The organism is Streptomyces sp. NPDC050674 (assembly GCF_040654575.1).
Lineage (GTDB): Bacteria > Actinomycetota > Actinomycetes > Streptomycetales > Streptomycetaceae > Streptomyces.
This window is the reverse complement of sequence record NZ_JBFAIG010000004.1, coordinates 163020-182145: the sequence shown is the minus strand read 5'-3', so window position 1 is coordinate 182145 and position 19126 is coordinate 163020. Positions and strand designations below refer to the sequence as shown.

The window sequence follows — 19126 nt, the reverse complement described above, 5'->3', positions numbered from 1 at the left end:
TCTCAACGCGATATGAGCACCGAGAACCTCCCCCAGAGCCCCGAGCAGCCGCCGCGCAAACCGCGTGTGGCCGTCGTGTTCGGCGGGCGCAGCTCCGAACACGGGATCTCCGTGGTCACCGCCGGCGCCGTCCTCAAGGCCATCGACCGGACGAAGTACGACGTCCTGCCGATCGGCATCACCCAGGACGGGCGTTGGGCGCTCACGGCGGACGAACCGGAGCGGATGGCGATCGTCGACCGGCGCCCGCCGAGCGTCGACCTGCTCGCCGAGTCCACCGAGGGCGCGGTGATCCTCCCCGTCGACCCGGCCAGCCGCGAAGTCGTCTACAGCGAGCCGGGTTCGGTCCCCAAGGCCCTCGGCGAGGTCGACGTGGTCTTCCCGGTGCTGCACGGCCCCTACGGCGAGGACGGCACCCTCCAGGGCCTCCTGGAGCTGTCCGGAGTCCCGTACGTGGGTTCGGGTGTGCTCGCCTCGGCCGTGGGCCAGGACAAGGAGTACATGAAGCGGGTGTTCACCTCCTTCGGGCTGAAGGTCGGCCCGTACGTGGTGATCCGGCCGCGCGAGTGGGAGCAGTCCGCCCCGAACGGGGACAAGGGCGCCGCCGCCCGCAAGAAGATCGTCGACTTCGCCGCCGAGCACGGCTGGCCGCTGTTTGTGAAGCCCTCGCGGGCCGGTTCCTCGATCGGCATCACCAAGGTCGAGGACCTCTCCGGCCTGGACGAGGCGATCGCCGAGGCCCAGCGGCACGACCCGAAGATCATCGTCGAGGCGGCACTGCGCGGCCGTGAGATCGAGTGCGGCGTCCTGGAGTTCGAGGACGGCCCCCGGGCCTCGGTGCCCGCGGAGATCCCCCCGCCCGAGGCGCAGGCGTACTACGACTTCGAGGCCAAGTACATCGACTCCACCCCGGGTCTCGTCCCGGCGCCCCTGACTCCCCAGGAGACGGCCGAAGTGCAGCGCCTGGCGGTCGACGCCTTCGAGGCGGCGTCCTGCGAGGGCCTGGTCCGCGCGGACTTCTTCCTCACGGAGGACGGCGAGTTCGTGATCAACGAGATCAACACGATGCCCGGCTTCACGCCCATCTCGATGTATCCGCAGATGTGGCAGGCGAGCGGGGTGAGCTACCCGGAGCTGATCGATCGGCTGGTGCAGGCGGCACTGCGGCGCTCGACGGGCCTGCGCTGAATCGACCCGCAAGAGCGCGGGGAACCGCGCGATCAGCCGTGAACGGCCCGCGGTCTCAGGACACGAGCACCGACACGGCGCTCAGGAGGCGATCCCCTCGGGGATCGCCTTCTTCACTGCCGAGGCCAGATCGATCAGCACCCCCGAGCTGTCCACGCCCTCCGGCGCCCTGACCTCGACATACGCCTCGCGGTTGGCGGTGGTGAACAGATACCCGCCGCCGTCCTGCTTCTCCATCAGCCAGTCGACGCCGTTCACACCACCGGCGACCGCGTCCGGGTCCCGCCCGTCCGCCACCTTCGGATCGACCATCTTCGGCGGCTGCGGCACACCGCAGCGAAGTATGATCGCCGGGCTGCCCCAGCCCGCCGTCAGCGCCGACGCGGGTTCGGGATCCGCACGGCGCTCCCCGTCCACCTTCGCGGGCAGTACCTTGTCCAGGTTCCGGCACAGTTCCGCGACCTTCCCGTCGGGACTGGGAACCGCCGCCGCCGCGCTGTCGTCTGCCGAGGAGCAGCCCGCGACAGTGATCAACAGCGCGACAGCGGGCAGGCGGGACACGCGGAGGACACAACGACGCCGGTGACGGAAAGAGTTCACCGGCTCAGGGTAGACGGGGGCTACAGATGGACGACCGGGCAGGTCAGGGTGCGGGTGATGCCGTCCACCTGCTGGACCTTGGCGACCACCATGCGGCCGAGATCGTCGACGGTGTCGGCCTGCGCCCGCACGATCACGTCGTACGGTCCCGTCACGTCCTCGGCCTGGATGACCCCAGGGATCTTGCTGATCGTCTCGGCGACGGTCGACGCCTTGCCGACCTCCGTCTGGATCAGGATGTACGCCTGTACCACGGAACCTCCAGGGCGGCCACGAGGATCATGTGGGGAAAAGGAACGCCACGGTATCGCGTCGCCCCTCGCCGCGGGGAGACCTGCGGGGACCGGGTCTTGCGCGCCGGGGTGCAGGTCCGGCAGAACATGACGGTCACTTCGACCGTAGCGAGGACAGAGATGCCTCGCGACCGGGCACGGACAGGGACAGAAGGGGAGCAAGGGCAATGAAGGGCACTGTTGGTGAGCTCGGTGAGTTCGGGCTCATCAGGGAGCTCACCTCCCGTCTGACCACCACCCCGGCGGTCCGGGTCGGCCCCGGCGACGACGCCGCCGTGGTGGCCGCGCCGGACCGCAGGGTCGTGGCGAGCACGGACATCCTGGTGGAGGGCCGGCACTTCCGCCGCGACTGGTCGACGGCCTACGACGTGGGCCGCAAGGCCGCCGCGCAGAACCTCGCCGACATCGCCGCCATGGGCGCCGTGCCGACCGCGCTGCTGCTCGGTCTGGTGGTGCCGGCCGAGCTGCCGGTGACCTGGCCGAGCGAGCTGATGGACGGTCTGCGCGACGAGTGCCAGGTGGCCGGCGCCGCCGTGGTCGGCGGGGACGTCGTACGCGGCGACTCGATCATGGTGTCGATCACCGCGCTCGGCGATCTGCGCAACCAGGAGCCGGTGACACGGGCGGGCGCCCAGCCCGGCGACCTCGTCGCGGTGACCGGCTGGCTGGGCTGGTCGGCCGCCGGGTACGCGGTGCTGTCGCGCGGGTTCCGCTCGCCGCGGGCGTTCGTGGAGGCCCACCGGCGGCCCGAGCCGCCGTACCACGCCGGTCCGGCAGCCGCCGGGCTCGGGGCGACGGCGATGTGCGACGTGAGCGACGGGCTGATCGCCGACCTCGGGCACATCGCCGAGGCGAGCAAGGTGCGCATCGACATCCGCTCCGGGGCGATCGACATCCCCTCGCAGATGAACGACATCGGGCAGGCAGTCGGGGTCGACCCGATGCAGTGGGTGCTGACCGGGGGAGAGGACCACGCGATGGTGGCGACGTTCCCGCCGGACGTGAAGCTGCCCGCCCGCTGGAAGGTGATCGGCGAGGTCCTCAACCCCTCGGCGCTGCCCCATGTGACGGTGGACGGGGCGCCGTGGACCAGCAAGGGCGGCTGGGACCACTTCGGGGACATAGAGTCATGATCCCCCGCGTCCTCACGGTGGCCGGCTCCGACTCCGGCGGCGGCGCGGGCATCCAGGCCGACCTCAAGACGATGCTCGCGCACGGTGTGCACGGCATGAGCGTCGTGACGGCGGTGACCGCGCAGAACTCCCTCGGGGTGCAGGGCGCTTGGGAACTGCCCGTGGAAGCCGTGCGGGCCCAGTACCGCAGCGTCGTCGACGACATCGGCGTCCAGGCGGTCAAGACCGGGATGCTGGCCTCCGCGGAACTCGTAGAGGTGGTCGCCGAGTTGATCGCGGAGACCGGCGCCCCGGCCGTCGTGGACCCGGTGGGCGTCTCCAAGCACGGTGACGCCCTGCTCGCCGCCTCGGCGCTGGAGTCCGTCCGTACGAAGCTGCTGCCGGTGGCGACGGTCGCCACACCGAACCTCGACGAGGTGGCCCAGATCACGGGCGTACGGGTCGGGTCGGAGGGGGACATGCGGGAGGCCGCCGAGGCGGTCCTCGCACACGGGCCGCGCTGGGTCCTGATCAAGGGCGGGCACCTGCCCGGTGACGCCGTCGACCTGCTCAGTGACGGCTCCGAGGAGCACTGGCTGCGGGCACCCAGGCATGACAACCGCCACACCCACGGCACCGGCTGCACGCTCGCCTCGGCGATCGCCTCCGGGCTCGCGAAGGGGCAGTCCGTGCCGGACGCGGTGGCGGCGGCGAAGCGGTACGTCACGGGGGCCGTCGCGGCCGGGTTCGCGCTCGGTGGCGGGATCGGACCGGTCGATCACGGCTGGCGCTTCAGGGAACAGCCCGGGGGCTGACGTTCGGGCAAGACGAAGAGCCGGCCCACCAGAGGTGGACCGGCTCTGCAGCAACCAGCAGTGGCCGCGCGCTAGCTGAGCGTCAGCGCGAGACCTTGCCGGCCTTGATGCACGAGGTGCAAGCGTTCACGCGCTTCGGCGTCCCGCCCACCACGGTACGCACACGCTGGATGTTCGGGTTCCAGCGGCGGGACGTACGGCGGTGCGAGTGCGAGATGTTGTTGCCGAAGCCCGGCCCCTTGCCGCAGACGTCGCAGTTGGCAGCCACGGGTCACTCCAAAGACTTCAGATGCACTTACGGTTGATCCCGGCAGGCCGGGATCAAGATTCTCGGGCTTTGCGGAGCCGGTCGAAATCTGAAGTGGCGTTGCCAGGGGGAAGGCCCGATCAGATCGGGCAACCGGAGCAGCATACAACGGCTGCACCCGTGGAACGAAACTACCACGGCAGCTCCGGGGCCCTGCCCCCTCCCTCTTCCGGTGGAGACCGGCCCGGGGTCTACGCTGCGTGCCACGTCCAGCAGCTCAGGGAGGCGCGGTGGCGCAGGTGCCGCAGACATTCTTCGATGCTCTCGCGGTGCGCACCTGGTGCGGTCTCGCGCTCGAGGCCCTGGGGCGGGCGCGTGAGGAGATCGACGCGATCAATGTCTACCCGGTCGCGGACGGGGACACCGGCACCAACCTCTATCTGACCGTGGAGTCGACCGTCGCGGCCGTCGAGGCGGTCTTCGCCGGGCACGCGGCGGGGTCCGGACCGGACGGGCCCACGCTCGCCGACGCCGCCCGGGCGATGGCCCACGGGGCGCTCATCGGCGCCCGGGGCAACTCCGGGACGATCCTCGCCCAGCTGCTGCGCGGCATGGCCCAGGTGCTGGCCGCCGACGACCGCGCCCGGGCCGACGGCCGGAGTCTGCGGGTCGCCCTGCGGGAGGCGGCCGACTCCGCCCGCCGGGCCGTCGCCCATCCCGTCGAGGGCACCGTCCTCACCGTCGCCTCGGCCGCCGCCGACGCGGCGGAGGGCGTCGAGGGCGACTGCGGGACGGTGGCCCGGGCGGCCTGCGCCGGCGCCCGCGCGGCCCTCGCCGAGACCCCGGGCCGGCTGCCCGTCCTGGGACGCGCCGGGGTGGTCGACGCCGGCGGGCAGGGGCTGGTGACGGTGCTCGGGGCGCTGGTGGAGACGTTCACGGGGGAGAGGCCGCGGGCGGTGGCCGCGAGCGCGTCCATCGGCTCCTCGGGGGCGCTCCACGCGCGCGTGGACCCCGCGGTGGGTCCCTCGCCCGCCGGGAGCGGCCTGGACGAGTGCGCCGACAGCGGCGTCGCCCCACCCGGCCCGGAGGGGCCGGCCTTCGAGGTGATCTACCTCCTGGACGCCGAGGACCGGGCCGTGGAGCGGCTGCGGGAGCGGCTCGACGCCCTCGGGGACTCCCTCGTCGTGGTCGGCGGCGACGGGCTGTGGAACGTCCACGTCCATGTGGACGACGCGGGCGCCGCCGTCGAAGCCGGCATCGAGGCCGGGCGGCCCCACCGCATTCGCATCACCCACTTCGGCGCGGGCGACGTGCACACCACCGGCGCCGGGAGGCCGCCCAGGGAGCGCGCCCAGCGGGCCGTCGTGGCCGTCGTGCCCGGCGAGGGCCTGGCCGGTCTGTACACCGAGGCCGGTGCGACCACCGTGCTCGCGCGCCCGGGGGAGCCGCCCGCCAGCGGCGAGCTCGTCCAGGCCGTACGGCGGGCCCACGCGCGCGAGGTCGTGCTGCTGCCCAACGACGCCGACCTGCGCCACACGGCCGCGGCGGCTGCCGAACAGGCCCGCACGGAGGGCATCCGGGTGGCGCTGATCCCGACCCGCTCGGCGGTCCAGGGCATCGCCGCGCTGGCCGTGCACGAGCCGGACCGCCGCTTCGACGAGGACGTGGTCTCGATGACCTCGGCCGCGGGCGCCACCCGCTACGCCGAGGTCACCGTCGCCGAACACCAGTCCTGGACGATGGCCGGCATCTGCCAGGCCGGAGACGTCCTGGGGCTCATCGACGGGGACGTGGCGGTGATCGGCTCGGACGTCGCCCTGACCGCCGAGACCGTCCTGGACCGGATGCTCTCGGCCGGGGGCGAGATGGTCACCCTGGTCCTCGGCGACGAGGCCCCCGAGACCGTCGCCGAGCACCTGGAGGGCCGGGTCCGGGCGAGGTACCTCGCCGTCGACACCGTCCTGTACCGGGGCGGACGCCAGGGCTCCCTGCTCCTCATCGGCGTGGAGTAGGGCCGGGCCCCGTCACCGGCCCGCGCCGGCCGGGCCTTCTCGGTCCGGCTGCGGCGTCAGCAGCCGGAGCAGGTGCTCGGCCTCCGCCCGGCGGGTCCGCACCGGGTCGCCCTCACCGCCGTCGTGCCCGCCGTCCGCCTCCACGCCGGCGTACCCCTCGTACGCGGCCAGCACCGCACGCGCGCGTGCCGCCGCGGCGGCGGGACGGCCCAGGTCGGCCTCCAGCCGGCCCGCGGCGAGTTCCGCTCCCGTGCGGCTGTGCAGGGCGTCGTCCCCGAGTGAGGCGAACACCTCGGCCGACCGCACCACTTCGGCCAGCGCCTCCTCGAACACCGCCGTGTCCGCGGCACCTGCGGCGCCCTCGGAGGCGAAGCGGGCCAGCAGGTCGCTGAACTGCCCGTGCGTGTCGCCGAGTTCGACGACGAGCTGCTCGCGGGACTCCGCGTCGCGAGCCGCGTCCCGAGCCGCCTCGCACTCCCGGACCGCCTCGGTCATCAGGCCCCGCGCGGCCTCCAGCCCGTCCTCCGCGTGCAGCGCCAGCCAGGCGCGGGCCCGCAGGGAGCGGACCAGGCCGTGGGTGTCGCCGAGCGCGCGCCACAGCTCGCCCGCGCGCGCGTAGGCCCGGTCCGCCTCGGCGGGCAGCCCGGCCTGACCGAGCGACTCCCCGGCCAGGTGGGCGAGGGTCGCGTGGTCGTGCTGCTCGGGCCAGTGGCGGGCGATCCCGGCGGCCTCCAGACGCCGTTCGGCCGCCGCGCGGTGCTCGCCCAGCTCGCCCAGGCAGTCGCCCAGCCACCACAGCGTCTGCACGACCGCCCCGTCGCCGTGCGTCCCGGCCGTCAGGTCGGGCAGCGCCGACTCCAGCACCTCGGCGGCCTCGGCCCACCGGCCCTGCCGCAGCAGGAACCCGCCGAGCTGCTGTCGCGCCCAGGCACCCAGCGTCGCCGACTCGCCCGCCTCGTCGGCCCAGTGGGCGGCCTCCAGGGCGTGCTCGGCGGCCTCCACGGCGTCGCCCCGGCCGCCCACAACCTCCCCGAGCTGAAGGTGCAGCTGGGCCCGGCCGGGCGCCTCCAGCTGCGCTCCGCCGTGCTCCAGGGCCGCCCCCAGCGCCCGTTCCGCCTCCGTCATGTCGCCCAGGTGGTGGGCCAGGAAGGCGAGCCGTGCCTCGTACTCCACCGCGAACCAGGGCAGTCCCGCCGCGACGAACGCCGACGCGCCCCGCGCGAACAGCTCCGCGGCCCTCTCCAGGTCCCCGGCCAGCCCGGCCAGCTCCCCGAGCATCGCCTGTGCCTCGGCGACCCGCGCGGCCAGCCGCACGTCCTCCCCTGTCCGGCCGTCGACCAGCGCCAGGACCTCCCGGACGGCCCCCTCGGCCGCGGCGAGGACCTCCGTGTCACCCTCGGCGTCATGGGCCCGCCGCGTCAGGATCCGGGCGCGGCTCATCACGACGGCCGCCGTCTGCCGTACCCCCGTGCCCCCGTCGGCGTACAGCGCGAGGACCTCGTCGTACGGGCCCGCCACCGCCGCGAGGGCGCCGTCCGTGTCACCTCCGAGCGCGCGGACGTACGCCCCACGCGCGCGTGCCGCCAGGGCCTCGCCCGGGTCACCCGCTTCCGCGTAGAGGGCGGCGGCCCGTGCGAAGAGCTCGATGCCCTCGGGGCCGAGGGACATCGCCTCGTGGTCGGCCAGCTCCGCACGGTCGCGCGCGTCCAGTCCGGCGTCCCCCGCCGCCTCCGCGACCGCCGCCCACGCCTCCACGGCCCCCGGCCGCAAGGTGTCCGACAGCCGCCGCGCCTCGGCCAGGAGGGTGGGCAGATCCCGCTGCCCCGGCGCGGGAACCGCAGCGGCGGGGGGAGCGGGCGGGGGAGCGGGGCGGGCCGAGCGCACCCCCAGCGGCAGCCGGTCCACCAGCGGTCGCCGCGTCATCCGCGCGCGGGCCCGCTCGCTCACGTGCGTCGTGCCGTTGCGCTCGTCGAAGCGCGCCGCCAGGGCGAGGGCCTCCTCGCGCGCGTGCGCGGCGAGTTCACGGGCGGTCCACTCGCGGCCGGGCGGGCCCGGCACCCGCCCCTCGCCCCGTCCGAGCTCCGTCAGGCGGTCCATGAGCAGGGCGACCACACTCAGGAAGTCCAGCTTGCTGCGCGGATGCCCGTCACCGGTGAAGTACGCCGGCCGCTCCGCGAGCAGCTCAAGACCCCGTGCCTCGTTGCCGGTCAGCGCGCAGAACTCCACGTGGTCCGCGTACGCGCCGCGCATGCTCTCCATCGCCCGGACGAGCCGGAAGCCCCGCAGATGGCAGGCCCGGGCCTCGTCCGGACGCCCCAGCCGCAGCAGCGGCAGCAGTGAGGAGGCAAGGACCGAGTGCGGCTCGTGGGCGCAGGCGTACTCGCCCTCCAGCACCGGCCGCCACAGCTCCAGGGCCTCGGCGTCCCGCCCCCGCTCCGCCTGCCACCAGCCCTGTCCGTGCAGCTCACATGCGTGGCAGTCGGCCATGCCGTCCCGGTCGGCGGCCAGCCACGCGGCGTAGGCCCGCTCGGCCCGCGCCACGTCCCCGACATGCGCGGCCACACTGTGCTCGGCGCTGCGCACCGCCCGTTCGGAGTGCCCGGCGAGCCGGTAGCGGTGCTCCATCTCGCCGAGCCACTTCTCGATCGAGGCGAGCGGGACGTGCGGCTGGTCCAGCATGCCGGCCGAGACCCACTTGAAGACCCAGTGCAGCGAGTGGGTCTCGTACGCGTCGAAGTCCTCGGGCCGTTCGTCCCACAGACGCAGCAACCGCGCGAAGGGGACGAACATCTTCCCTTTCTCCGAGCTGTAGTTGTAGACCTTCAGCTGGTGACCGAGCGCCTCGATCACGGCGAGCGGGACGTTCAGCCTCTCGGCCGCCGCCAGCAGCTCCTCCGCGCGCGCGTTGCGGGCCGGACCCTCCGGCTGCTCGGCGTTCTCCGCCATCGCCTCGCGCAGGGCGCCGATGTCCGTGATCGCGCTCATGCCCCACCCTCCTCACTGTGCGTGGCCCACTCCAGGAGGCCGATGAACGCCCGGTTGAGCAGCGCCGAGTCGGCCGGCCTGAGCGGCCGCTGCGCCATCAGCAGCGCCTGCCCGTACAGCGACTCCGCGGCGGTGCCGATCAGCTCCGGGTCGGGCAGCGCGCCGATCCGCCGCACCAGCGGGTTGAGGTGGTTCAGCACCAGCCGCGCGCGGGGTGCGCTCCCGCGCAGCGAGCCGAGGATGCCCGCCCACAGGTCGTCGGCCCGCTCCTCGGCGTCCGCCCGGGCCTGCTCGTGCCGGGCCTCCCGGTCGTCGAGGTGCAGGGCGGGCACGGACAGCGGGTGGAAGGCCCGCAGCACCACGTCGCAGCCGAGCGGGTCGAGCCGGGCCCGGGCCGCCGCCAGGAACCCGGACAGGGCCAGCTCCTCGGCCGGGTCGACGGCGTCCAGATGCGCGGTGACCGTCTCGGCGTCCAGCTCGGCGACCACGGTGCCCGGCCGCACCGACGGCAGGGCCTGAACGAGCTCGCTGTCGTACGTGTAGCCGCCGTTGATCACGCCGATGCCCTGCGCGGACGCGATCGGCGCGACCTGCCGGTACTCCTCCACGGTCCGGGTGAAGTGCACCACCGGGTGCCGCCGCGCGAACTCCTCCAGGGACAGCCGCCCGTCGGTCGTCTCGAACGGCAGCCACGGCAGCATCGTGCGCAGCATGTCCCGGTCGTGCCGGGCCAGGGACTTCACGCCCAGGTGGTGCACCGCGAGAAACGCCGCCAGCCGCTCCGGATCACCGGCCGCCAGCCCCGTCAGCCAGGCCCGGATCCGCTCGCCCAGCGCCTCCCGTACACCGGCCAGCGTCTCGTCCTCGTACAGCGCCTCGCGCGACGCCGTGGGCCGCAGGCTGTCCGTGTCGAGCACACAGCGCACGAAGAACGCCCAGTCGGGCAGCAGCTGTTCGGCGCGCTCGGTCAGCAGCATGCCCTTCAGGTGCACGCGGTGACCCGCGCGCCGGGCCGGGCTCACCGCCGACGGCAGCACGTACGCCACCCCGCGGACACCGGCCAGCGGCACGGACAGGTCGATCGTGTCCAGCGGGGTGAAGCCGAACAGGTCGTGGCAGTGCCGGGCGAGGGCGACCCGGCGCGCGGCCGGGCCCGGGTACGGACGGTCCCAGGGCGCCGGAAGGTCGGTGACCGCCTCGTCGCCGACCCGGACGTCGTACGGCAGCAGCGACCCGAAGTCCCGGGCCAGCGCCTCGACCCGCTCGGGCGCGAGCCACTCCGCCGCACCCGCCCGGGCCACCAACTGCACGGTGGTGCCCGGTTCGGGCCGCTCGGCGTCCGGCAGCGTCCGCACGGTGTACGAACCGTCGTCGGACGCCGTCCACTCCACCGGCGGCGCCCCGGGCGTACGGGCGCTGCGGCTGACGACCCGGATCCGCTCGGCGACGACGAAGCAGGCCAGCAGCCCGATGCCGAACTGCCCGAGGAAGTCGGACCGGACCTCCTGGAGCCCCTCGGCCCGCTTGGAACTGCGCCCGATCGTGGCCAGCAGGCTGTGCACGTCGGCCTCGGTGAGCCCCACGCCGGTGTCCTCGACACGCAGCGCGCCGCCCTCCGCGTACAGCCGGACCCGGGCCGGGGCACCGGGTTCGTCCGCCCGCCGGGCCGTGACGGCGTCCACGGCGTTCTGCAGCAGTTCGCGCAGATACACCTTGGGGCTGGAGTAGAGGTGATGGGAGAGCAGGTCCACCAGACCACGCAGGTCGACCTGGAACGAATGAGGTGACGGGGGCGGATGAGGTGACGGCTGGGATGGCTGTGAGATCTGGGAGTCCATCATCACGGCGCCGGTGGGGGACTCGCGACGGCGCGGGGTCGGGCGGCCCCGGTGAGGCGGTGACCGCGAAGAGGGCCGGAGGCGCGTCATCCTAAGCCGGAAAGGACCGTCTGACCAGGGGTTTCCGGGACCTTTACGACGAGTCGGCCGCGGCCTGGAAGCCGGTGTCAGTGGCATGGTGTGCAATGGATCTCGTGCCCGCACTGGAAGAACCCCTGCGCCAGCCGCTGAAGTCGGTGCTCGGCCCCGCCACCGCGAAGGTGATGGCCGAGCACCTCGGCCTGCTCACCGTCGGCGACCTCCTGCACCACTACCCGCGCAGATACGAGGAGCGCGGCCAGCTCACCCACCTCGCCGACCTCCCCATGGACGAGCACGTCACGGTGGTCGCGCAGGTCGCCGACGCCCGCCTGCACACCTTCGCCTCCGCCAAGGCCCCGCGCGGCAAGGGCCAGCGCCTGGAGGTCACGATCACGGACGGCAGCGGCCGGCTCCAACTGGTCTTCTTCGGCGCGGGTGTCCACAAGCCCCACAAGGAACTCCTGCCGGGCACCCGCGCGATGTTCGCGGGCAAGGTCTCCGTCTTCAACCGCCGCCTCCAACTCGCCCACCCGGCATACGAGTTGCTGCGCGGCGATCCGGAGGAGTCCGTCGAGACCTGGGCGGGCGCCCTGATCCCGATCTACCCCGCCACCGCCAAGCTGGAGTCCTGGAAGATCGGCAAGGCGATCCAGACGGTCCTGCCCACCGCCCAGGAGGCCGTCGACCCGCTCCCGGACACCTTGCGCGAGGGGCGAGGGCTGGTGCCCCTCCCCGAGGCACTCCTCAAGATCCACCGCCCGCACACCAAGGCGGACATCGAGGACGCCCGCTCCCGCCTCAAGTGGGACGAGGCCTTCGTCCTCCAGGTCGCGCTGGCCCGCCGCCGCCACACGGACGCCCAACTCCCCGCCGTCCCCCGCAAACCCGCCCCCGACGGTCTCCTCGCAGCCTTCGACGCCCGCCTCCCCTTCACCCTCACCGACGGCCAGCAACGCGTCTCCCGGGAGATCTTCGACGACCTGGCCACCGACCACCCGATGCACCGGCTGTTGCAGGGGGAGGTCGGCTCGGGCAAGACCATGGTCGCCCTGCGCGCCATGCTCGCCGTGGTCGACGCGGGCGGGCAGGCCGCCATGCTCGCGCCCACCGAAGTGCTCGCGCAGCAGCACCACCGGTCCATCGTGGAGATGATGGGCGAGCTGGCCGAGGGCGGCATGCTGGGCGGAGCCGAGCAGGCCACCAAGGTGGTCCTGCTCACCGGTTCCATGGGAGCCGCCGCCCGGCGGCACGCCCTGCTCGACCTGACCACCGGCGAGGCCGGCATCGTCATCGGCACCCACGCGCTGATCGAGGACAAGGTGCAGTTCCACGACCTCGGTCTGGTCGTGGTCGACGAACAGCACCGCTTCGGCGTCGAGCAGCGCGACGCCCTGCGCGGCAAGGGCAAACAGCCCCCGCACCTGCTGGTCATGACGGCCACGCCCATTCCGCGCACGGTCGCGATGACCGTCTTCGGCGACCTGGAGACCTCCGTCCTGGACCAGCTCCCGGCCGGCCGCTCCCCGATCGCCAGCCATGTGGTCCCGGCCGCCGACAAGCCCCACTTCCTGACCCGCGCGTGGGAGAGGGTCCGTGAGGAAGTGGAGAACGGCCACCAGGCGTACGTGGTCTGCCCCCGCATCGGCGACGAGGAGGACGACCCGAAGAAGACCGGCAAGAAGAAGGCCGCGCAGCCCCCGCAGGACGACGCCGACAAGCGCCCGCCGCTCGCGGTCCTCGACGTGGCCGCGCACCTGGCCAAGGGCCCTCTCCAGGGTCTCGAGGTGGAGGTGCTGCACGGCAGGATGCACCCCGACGACAAGGACGCCGTCATGCGCCGCTTCGCCGCCGGCGAGACCCACGTCCTGGTCGCCACGACCGTCATCGAGGTCGGCGTCAACGTCCCCAACGCCACCGCCATGGTGATCATGGACGCGGACCGCTTCGGCGTCTCCCAGCTCCACCAGCTGCGCGGCCGCGTGGGCCGCGGCTCGGCCCCCGGCCTCTGCCTCCTGGTCACCGAGATGCCCGAGGCGAGCCCGGCACGCCAGCGCCTGGGCGCGGTCGCCGCCACCCTCGACGGTTTCGAGCTCTCCCGCATCGACCTGGAGCAACGCCGGGAAGGCGACGTCCTCGGCCAGGCCCAGTCGGGCGCGCGCACCAGCCTGAGGATGCTCGCGGTCATCGAGGACGAGGAGATCATCGCGGAGGCCCGGCAGGAAGCGACGGCGGTGGTGGCCGACGACCCCGAGCTGACCCGCCTCCCGGCCCTCCGGACGGCTCTGGACGCCCTCTTGGACGAGGAGCGGGAGCAGTACCTGGAAAAGGGGTGACGGTTGTCGCCCCAAGGGGCGCGGGGAACTGCGCGACCAGCCACAATGAACCTGTACCCGCCCACGACCAAGGACCGAAGATGACCCGCGTGATCGCCGGCACAGCCGGCGGACGTCGACTCGCCGTACCCCCCGGCACCGGCACCCGCCCCACCTCCGACCGCGCACGCGAAGGCCTCTTCTCCACCTGGCAGTCCCTGCTCCGCGGCCCCCTGGACGGCGAACGCGTCCTCGACCTCTACGCCGGCTCCGGTGCCGTGGGCCTGGAGGCCCTCTCCCGGGGCGCGGGCCACGCCCTCCTCGTCGAGGCCGACGCCAAGGCCGTCCGCACGGTCCGCGAGAACGTGAAGAACCTCGCCCTGCCCGGCGCCGAGGTCAGGGCGGGCAAAGCGGAACAGATCATCCGCACCGCACCCCCCGGCGACCCCTACGACCTCGTCTTCCTCGACCCCCCGTACGCCGTCACGGACGACGATCTTCGGGAGATCCTGCTCACACTCCGCACGGAAGGCTGGCTCACCGAAGAAGCCCTCGTCACCGTGGAGCGCAGCACCAGAGGCGGTGAATTTCGGTGGCCGGAGGGTTTCGAACCCCTCCGGGCCCGTCGTTACGGCGAGGGAACGTTTTGGTACGGTCGCGCCGCCTCTACGTGCGAAGACGCACGATGACCGGACCGGAGAGCGAGGGATCACAAGTGCGCCGCGCCGTCTGTCCCGGGTCGTTCGACCCGATCACCAACGGACATCTCGACATCATTTCCCGCGCCTCCAGGCTGTACGACGAGGTCTACGTCGCGGTGATGATCAACCAGTCCAAGAAGGGCCTGTTCGAGATCGAGGAGCGGATCGACCTGATCCGCCGGGTCACCGCCGAGTACGGCAACGTCCGCGTGGAGGCCTTCCACGGCCTGCTCGTCGACTTCTGCAAGCAGCGCGACATCCCCGCCATCGTCAAGGGCCTGCGCGCGGTCAGCGACTTCGACTACGAGCTCCAGATGGCACAGATGAACAACGGCCTCTCGGGCGTGGAAACCCTGTTCATCCCCACCAACCCCACCTACAGCTTCCTGTCGTCCTCCCTGGTCAAGGAGGTCGCCACCTGGGGCGGCGACGTCTCGCACCTGGTCCCGGCGGAGGTCCTCCAGCAGCTCACCGAGCGGCTGCGGAAGGACTGAACCCGTCCGGGGCGCCGCACCGGGGTCTGACTGCCCGTCACCCGGTGTTCCGCGGCGACCCCATGGCCGTACAGTCGTCCCGTCCGTCTCCAACGCATCTGTAGAGAGTGGCGAGCACACGGTGGACGTGCAGAAGAAGCTCGACGAGATCGTCTCCGCGATCTCCGGCGCCCGGTCCATGCCCATGTCGGCCTCGTGCGTGGTCAACCGCGCCGAACTGCTCGCGATGCTGGAGGAGGTGCGCGCGGCGCTGCCCGACTCCCTCGCCCAGGCCCAGGAGCTGATCGGCGGCCGTGAGGAGATGGTCGAGCAGGCCCGCCAGGAGGCCCAGCGCATCATCGAGAGCGCGCACGCCGAGCGGGGCTCGCTGATCTCCGGCACCGAGATCGCCCGCCGCTCCCAGGCCGAGGCCGACCGCATCCTCGCCGAGGCCCGCCAGGAGGCCGAGGAGATCCGCGCCGAGGCCGACGAGTACGTCGACTCCAAGCTCGCCAACTTCGAGGTCGTCCTCACCAAGACCCTGGGCTCCGTCGGCCGGGGCCGCGAGAAGCTCCTGGGCACCGGCCCCGGCACCGACGAGCAGGGCTACGAGGACGAGGACGCCCCCGAGCGCAGCCACGACCCGCAGACCCAGCGCCGCAGCGCCGACGAGTACGTCGACGTCAAGCTCGGCGCCTTCGAGGCGGTCCTCGCCAAGACGCTGGAGGCCGTCGGCCGGGGCCGGCAGAAGCTGCACGGCCGGATCGCCACCGACGACCTCGGCGCCCTCGCGGACGACGCGAGCACCATCCAGCACTCCAGCGACGCCGACTACCTCGCCGACCTGGCCGCCCTCACCGAGCAGCCGACCGCGCCCGCCGAGCGCCCCGCCCAGCGGCAGGACTACGCCCAGCCCCAGCCGGCTTACGGCTACGGGGAGCAGGCCGACCCCTACGGCGGCTATCCGCAGCAGGCCTACGCGGATCAGGCCGACCCGTACGGCTACCAGCACGCCGATCCTTACGCCTACCAGGGCTACGACCCCCAGCAGGCCGCCTACGACCCGAACCAGGCGCAGCAGGAGCACCAGAGCCACCAGGCGCACCAGCAGTACGCCCTCGACGAGACCAGCCTCTTCGACACCGGCATGATCAGCGCCGAGCAGCTGCGGGCCTACGAGCAGGGTCGCGGTCAGGGCTGAGCACCGGATTGGGCCGACAGCGAAAGGTCCAGTATCCTGGCTCTTCGGTCGCGTGTACGTCCGCGATCAACGCTGCCCGGAACACCGAAGGGCGGCGGTCCCACGAGCTCGACAGATCGAAAGCAGGAATGGCTCTGAACGCCCGCCTCGACCACCGCAACCCCCTCGTGTTCGACACGCACGAGCTGGGCCGGCGGCCTGGTGCGCTCCAGCGCCTGACCCGCACGGTCGACGCTCCCCGGGACCTCGGTCTCAAGGGGGTCATCGGAGTGCCGGAAGGCGCCCCGGTGGAGCTCGAACTCCGTCTGGAGTCGGTCATGGAAGGGGTGCTCGTCACAGGCACCGCCCGTGCCACGGCCGAGGGGGAGTGCGTAAGGTGTCTGGAGCCGCTCGAGCAGGAACTCGAAGCGGATTTCCAGGAGATGTTCTCGTACCCTGACGCCGACGACCGGGGCCGCGTGATCGCGGAACCGGGCGACGACGCCGAGGACGACGAGGACAGGCTCTTCCTCGAGGACGGCTTGTTCGACCTCGAGCCCGTGCTGCGTGATGCGGTGGTGCTCGCACTGCCGATGCAGCCGGTGTGCCGGGAAGACTGCCCCGGTCTGTGCGCCGAGTGTGGCGTGCGGCTGGCGGACGACCCGGACCACCACCATGACGCCGTCGACATCCGTTGGGCGGCATTGCAGGGACTCGCCGGCACCATGAAGGACGGCGAGAAGGACGAGATCAGCGGCGCTGACGCGGAAGCGGGCGTCGACGAGAAGCAGGAGAAGTAGCCGTGGCTGTTCCGAAGCGGAAGATGTCGCGCAGCAACACGCGCCACCGCCGGTCGCAGTGGAAGGCTGCGGTCCCCACCCTGGTTGCGTGCGAGCGCTGCCACGAGCCCAAGCAGCAGCACATCGCGTGCCCGTCGTGCGGCACCTACAACAAGCGCCAGGTCCTCGAGGTCTGAGCGGCTGGTGAGAGGCACTGTGTCCACGCCTAAGAACAAGTCTTCCCGTGTGAGCGGGAGTGCTCCGGCGGACAACAACCAGGCCTCGTCCCACACGCTTCTGGAAGGGCGGCTCGGCTACAAGCTCGAGTCCGCCCTTCTGGTGCGCGCACTGACCCACCGGTCGTACGCATACGAGAACGGCGGTCTGCCGACCAACGAGCGCCTGGAGTTCCTCGGGGACTCCGTCCTCGGCCTCGTGGTCACGGACACGCTGTACCGCACCCACCCCGACCTGCCTGAAGGCCAGCTGGCCAAACTGCGGGCCGCGGTGGTCAACTCGCGTGCACTCGCCGAAGTGGGCCGCGGGCTCGACCTGGGCTCCTTCATCCGGCTCGGCCGGGGTGAAGAGGGCACGGGCGGCCGGGACAAGGCGTCCATCCTCGCCGACACCCTTGAAGCGGTGATCGGCGCGGTCTACCTGGACCAGGGTCTGGAATCGGCGGCGGAGCTCGTGCACCGCCTGTTCGACCCCCTGATCGAGAAATCCTCGAACCTCGGAGCCGGCCTGGACTGGAAGACCAGTCTCCAGGAGCTCACCGCGACCGAGGGGCTCGGCGTCCCCGAGTACCTGGTCACGGAGACCGGCCCCGACCACGAGAAGACCTTCACTGCTGCCGCCCGCGTCGGAGGCGTCTCGTACGGCACCGGCACCGGCCGCAGCAAGAAGGAGGCGGAGCAGCAGGCCGCCGAGTCCGCATGGCGGTCCATCCGGGCCGCGGCGGACGAGCGCGCCAAGGCGGCGAAGGCCGCCGAGGCGACGCAGACGGCAGCCGTGCAGGCCGCCCACACGGCCGTCGACGGCAGCGTCGACGGCTGACCGGCCGCCGCCCGCACCCGGGCGGCGCGCACAGCGCACCCGAGCGCCCGCCCCTGCCCGGGGCGGGCGCTCGCGTCATCCACAGGTTCGTGACGGGGGACCCCATGCCCGAGTTGCCCGAGGTCGAGGTCGTACGGCGCGGAATCGAGCGGTGGGTCGCCCACCGGACGGTCGCCGAGGCCGAGGTGCTGCACCCGCGCGCGGTGCGCCGCCACCTCGCGGGCGCCGATGACTTCACGCACCGCCTGAAGGGCCACCGCATCGGCGTCCCCGGCCGCCGCGGCAAGTACCTGTGGCTGCCCCTGGAGGACACGGACCAGTCGATCCTGGCCCACCTCGGCATGAGCGGCCAGCTCCTGGTCCAGCCGCACAGCGCCCCGGACGAGAAGCACCTGCGCATCCGCGTGCGCTTCACCGACGCGCAGGAGACCGAGCTCCGCTTCGTCGACCAGCGCACGTTCGGCGGCCTCTCGCTGCACGAGAACACCCCGGACGGCCTGCCCGACGTCATCGCGCACATCGCCCGCGACCCGCTGGACCCGCTCTTCGACGACGAGGCCTTCCACCAGGCGCTGCGCCGCAAGCGGTCCACGATCAAGCGGGCGCTGCTCGACCAGTCGCTGATCAGCGGTGTCGGCAACATCTACGCGGATGAGGCGCTGTGGCGCTCGCGCATCCACTACGAGCGCCCGACCGCGACCTTCACGCGCCCGCGCACCCTGCTGCTCCTGGGGCACGTGCGGGACGTGATGAACGCGGCCCTCGCGGTGGGCGGCACCAGCTTCGACAGCCTGTACGTCAACGTCAACGGCGAGTCCGGCTACTTCGACCGGTCCCTGGACGCGTACGGCCGGGAGGGACTGCCCTGCCGGCGCTGCGGCACGCCCATGCGGCGGCGGCCCTGGATGAACCGGTCGAGCTACTTCTGCCCGACGTGCCAGCGGCCGCCGCGGATCACGCCCTAGCGGAGTCGTACCGCTCGCGCGCGGCCAGGACCTCGTCCATGCTGCCCTCCACGAAGTGGATCAGGGCGAGCAGCCGCTCGGCCACGGCGCGTCCCAGCGGCGTCAGCTCGTAGTCCACCCGGGGCGGGTTGGTCGGCTGCGCCTCGCGGTGGACCAGGCCGTCGCGCTCCAGGGCGTGCAGCGTCTGGGACAGCATCTTCTCGCTCACCCCGTCGACACGGCGGCGCAGCTCGTTGAAACGCAGCGAGCCCTCGTACAGGGCGCCGAGCGTGAGACCGCCCCAGCGGCCCGTGATGTGCTCCAGCGTGCCGCGCGAGGGACAGGCCTTGGCGAACACGTTGTACGGGAGGTCGTCGACGCCCTCCGTGCGCTCCTGGGTGGTGGTCATGTGCCCAGCCTACGTCAGCGCAGCGCTAACCAACAGGTTGCACTAACCAGAAGTTAGTGCTTTCCTTTGGTCATCGTTATCGACCTGCCTATCTCAGGAGC

Annotated in this window: 18 protein-coding genes; 12 read left to right on the top strand and 6 right to left on the bottom strand. The window is 72.6% G+C overall.

Annotated elements, in window-relative coordinates; genetic code table 11:
* Positions 1-12: 12 nt before the first annotated feature.
* Positions 13-1188, top strand: coding sequence for a D-alanine--D-alanine ligase family protein (locus tag AB0I06_RS09495; RefSeq protein WP_363118178.1), 1176 nt, complete (start codon positions 13-15; stop codon positions 1186-1188).
* Between the two features lie 81 nt (positions 1189-1269).
* Here the strand turns inward: AB0I06_RS09495 and AB0I06_RS09490 are convergent, their stop codons facing one another.
* Together AB0I06_RS09490 and AB0I06_RS09485 are read right to left on the bottom strand one after the other, a co-directional pair.
* A complete protein-coding gene (locus AB0I06_RS09490) occupies positions 1270-1788 on the bottom strand; it encodes a DUF3515 domain-containing protein (RefSeq protein ID WP_363118177.1) in 519 nt (172 codons plus the stop codon).
* Positions 1789-1808: 20 nt separating this feature from the next.
* Positions 1809-2042, bottom strand: a complete 234-nt coding sequence (locus tag AB0I06_RS09485) for an Lrp/AsnC ligand binding domain-containing protein (protein ID WP_003997603.1) — start codon at positions 2040-2042, stop codon at positions 1809-1811.
* A gap of 206 nt (positions 2043-2248) precedes the next feature.
* Here AB0I06_RS09485 and AB0I06_RS09480 point away from each other — a divergent pair, with 206 nt between their 5' ends.
* Together AB0I06_RS09480 and thiD are read left to right on the top strand one after the other, a co-directional pair.
* Positions 2249-3214, top strand: a complete 966-nt coding sequence (locus AB0I06_RS09480; RefSeq protein ID WP_363118176.1) for a thiamine-phosphate kinase — start codon at positions 2249-2251, stop codon at positions 3212-3214.
* On the top strand, positions 3211-4008 hold the full coding sequence (thiD, locus tag AB0I06_RS09475; protein ID WP_363118175.1) for a bifunctional hydroxymethylpyrimidine kinase/phosphomethylpyrimidine kinase: 798 nt from the start codon (positions 3211-3213) through the stop codon (positions 4006-4008). Before AB0I06_RS09480 ends, thiD begins: the two co-directional genes overlap by 4 nt.
* Positions 4009-4090: 82 nt before the next feature.
* Here thiD and rpmB read toward each other — a convergent pair whose 3' ends face one another.
* Positions 4091-4276 carry a 50S ribosomal protein L28 gene (rpmB, locus tag AB0I06_RS09470; protein ID WP_003993230.1) on the bottom strand — a complete coding sequence of 62 codons (186 nt, stop codon included), beginning with the start codon at positions 4274-4276 and terminating at the stop codon, positions 4091-4093.
* Between the two features lie 269 nt (positions 4277-4545).
* Here rpmB and AB0I06_RS09465 point away from each other — a divergent pair, with 269 nt between their 5' ends.
* Positions 4546-6267, top strand: a complete 1722-nt coding sequence (locus tag AB0I06_RS09465; RefSeq protein ID WP_363118174.1) for a DAK2 domain-containing protein — start codon at positions 4546-4548, stop codon at positions 6265-6267.
* Between the two features lie 12 nt (positions 6268-6279).
* Here the strand turns inward: AB0I06_RS09465 and AB0I06_RS09460 are convergent, their stop codons facing one another.
* Positions 6280-9252, bottom strand: coding sequence for a tetratricopeptide repeat protein (locus tag AB0I06_RS09460; RefSeq protein WP_363118173.1), 2973 nt, complete (start codon positions 9250-9252; stop codon positions 6280-6282).
* Positions 9249-11090, bottom strand: coding sequence for an HSP90 family protein (locus AB0I06_RS09455; protein ID WP_363118336.1), 1842 nt, complete (start codon positions 11088-11090; stop codon positions 9249-9251). The genes AB0I06_RS09460 and AB0I06_RS09455 overlap by 4 nt, the downstream gene beginning before the upstream one ends.
* Before the next feature lie 185 nt (positions 11091-11275).
* Here AB0I06_RS09455 and recG point away from each other — a divergent pair, with 185 nt between their 5' ends.
* The 8 genes from recG (at position 11276) to mutM (ending at position 18637) form a co-directional block, all read left to right on the top strand.
* Positions 11276-13504, top strand: a complete 2229-nt coding sequence (gene recG / locus AB0I06_RS09450; protein ID WP_363118172.1) for an ATP-dependent DNA helicase RecG — start codon at positions 11276-11278, stop codon at positions 13502-13504.
* 80 nt (positions 13505-13584) lie between these two features.
* A complete protein-coding gene (gene rsmD, locus AB0I06_RS09445; RefSeq protein ID WP_363118171.1) occupies positions 13585-14172 on the top strand; it encodes a 16S rRNA (guanine(966)-N(2))-methyltransferase RsmD in 588 nt (195 codons plus the stop codon).
* Positions 14173-14198: 26 nt separating this feature from the next.
* Positions 14199-14678: a pantetheine-phosphate adenylyltransferase gene (gene coaD, locus AB0I06_RS09440; protein WP_363118170.1), complete on the top strand. Its 480-nt coding sequence runs from the start codon at positions 14199-14201 to the stop codon at positions 14676-14678.
* A 121-nt stretch (positions 14679-14799) separates the two neighbouring features.
* Positions 14800-15858, top strand: coding sequence for a cell division initiation protein (locus AB0I06_RS09435; protein WP_363118169.1), 1059 nt, complete (start codon positions 14800-14802; stop codon positions 15856-15858).
* A gap of 128 nt (positions 15859-15986) precedes the next feature.
* On the top strand, positions 15987-16637 hold the full coding sequence (locus AB0I06_RS09430) for a YceD family protein (protein WP_363118168.1): 651 nt from the start codon (positions 15987-15989) through the stop codon (positions 16635-16637).
* Positions 16638-16639: 2 nt separating this feature from the next.
* Entirely contained in the window at positions 16640-16813 is a 174-nt protein-coding gene (rpmF, locus tag AB0I06_RS09425) for a 50S ribosomal protein L32 (protein WP_003951102.1), read from the top strand.
* A gap of 49 nt (positions 16814-16862) precedes the next feature.
* Positions 16863-17672: a ribonuclease III gene (gene rnc, locus AB0I06_RS09420; protein WP_363118167.1), complete on the top strand. Its 810-nt coding sequence runs from the start codon at positions 16863-16865 to the stop codon at positions 17670-17672.
* 104 nt (positions 17673-17776) lie between these two features.
* Positions 17777-18637 (top strand): bifunctional DNA-formamidopyrimidine glycosylase/DNA-(apurinic or apyrimidinic site) lyase, encoded by an 861-nt coding sequence (gene mutM / locus AB0I06_RS09415; protein WP_363118166.1) that lies wholly within the window; start codon positions 17777-17779, stop codon positions 18635-18637.
* On the opposite strand, the gene AB0I06_RS09410 is transcribed toward mutM, so the two are convergent.
* Positions 18627-19025 carry a helix-turn-helix domain-containing protein gene (locus AB0I06_RS09410; RefSeq protein ID WP_363118165.1) on the bottom strand — a complete coding sequence of 133 codons (399 nt, stop codon included), beginning with the start codon at positions 19023-19025 and terminating at the stop codon, positions 18627-18629. The genes mutM and AB0I06_RS09410 overlap by 11 nt on opposite strands.
* Positions 19026-19126: the final 101 nt, after the last annotated feature.